This window comes from Rheinheimera sp. UJ51, assembly GCF_020819615.1.
GTDB lineage: Bacteria > Pseudomonadota > Gammaproteobacteria > Enterobacterales > Alteromonadaceae > Alishewanella > Alishewanella maricola.
Genome location: NZ_JAJHOG010000032.1, coordinates 1 through 1,375, shown reverse-complemented (window position 1 = coordinate 1,375; position 1,375 = coordinate 1). Strand labels below are relative to the sequence as shown.

At 46.8% G+C, this 1,375-nt stretch carries 2 tRNA genes and 2 rRNA genes; all 4 read left to right on the top strand.

The features are described from left to right. Window positions 1-89, top strand: a 16S ribosomal RNA gene (locus LMJ53_RS16970); the annotation flags it as partial. 205 nt (window positions 90-294) lie between these two features. Continuing rightward, a tRNA-Ile gene (locus LMJ53_RS16965) sits at window positions 295-371 on the top strand. A gap of 231 nt (window positions 372-602) precedes the next feature. Beyond that, a tRNA-Ala gene (locus LMJ53_RS16960) sits at window positions 603-678 on the top strand. 268 nt (window positions 679-946) lie between these two features. Next, window positions 947-1,375 (top strand): 23S ribosomal RNA (locus LMJ53_RS16955); the annotation flags it as partial.

The following is a 1,375-nucleotide window of genomic DNA, read 5'->3' as shown; positions in this document are numbered from 1 at the left end:
GGAGGGCGTTTACCACTTTGTGATTCATGACTGGGGTGAAGTCGTAACAAGGTAACCGTAGGGGAACCTGCGGTTGGATCACCTCCTTACCTAAAGAACGGATTTATAAGTGTTCACACAGATAATTGATTGCATGAGATAGAGCAAACGGTTTTAACGTTACCTGTACGTTTAACGCAGGATGACGCAGCTGAGACAAGGCGCGCGATGAACGAGTGAGGAGCGTACTGGTAGTACGTGACGAAATGAGTGAAGAGTGCAACGCAGTATCAGCACAGTCAGACAAGTTAAAATTGGTCTGTAGCTCAGGTGGTTAGAGCGCACCCCTGATAAGGGTGAGGTCGGTAGTTCGAGTCTACTCAGACCAACCAATTCGCCGCCAGGCGTTGTTGCAGCAAACCTCACATACTTTTAGTATGCTTCGGTTCACTGCGCCTAGCCTGACAACGAATGTTGAGCAAAGACCATAGAAAGACTTATTGCGATGATTTTTGCTTTAGGCAAGTGATGCGACGAGCGAGTGAGGGAGTGTACATCAGGTACATGACCGAATGAGTGAGGAAACAACACGCAGCATAAAGGAAAAAGCAGAAGCAAGAAGAGGGGTTATAGCTCAGCTGGGAGAGCGCCTGCCTTGCACGCAGGAGGTCAGCGGTTCGATCCCGCTTAACTCCACCAACACCTTTTATGCGTTGTTGCAGCGAACCTCACATACCTAAGTATGCTTCGGTTCACCGCGCCTAGCCTAAAAGCCGCTGGTAACACGGTTAATACTTGCTCTAGGAATTCAAATATAAGTGCTTATGTTATAAGTGTTTATATTTGAGTTTAATCTCAAACTGCTCTTTAACAATTTGGCAAGCTGATGTAAAAAGTAAAAACTAAGGTTACATTTAATTGTATACCTTATTCACACTGTACACTTCAAGACATTTTGGGGTTGTATGGTTAAGTGACTAAGCGTACACGGTGGATGCCTTGGCAGTCAGAGGCGATGAAGGACGTACTAACCTGCGAAAAGCTACGGGGAGCCGGTAAGAGGCGTTATATCCGTAGATATCCGAATGGGGAAACCCAGTGAGTTTACTCACTATCGCTACATGAATACATAGTGTAGCGAGGCAAACCGGGAGAACTGAAACATCTAAGTACCCCGAGGAAAAGAAATCAACCGAGATTCCGTTAGTAGCGGCGAGCGAACGCGGAGTAGCCCTTAAGCTATATTGGTGTTAGTGGAATGGTCTGGAAAGGCCAGCGATACAGGGTGATAGCCCCGTACACGACAATGCTTTTATAGTGAAAACGAGTAGGACGGGACACGTGGTATCCTGTTTGAACATGGGGGGACCATCCTCCAAGGCTAAATACTCCTGAC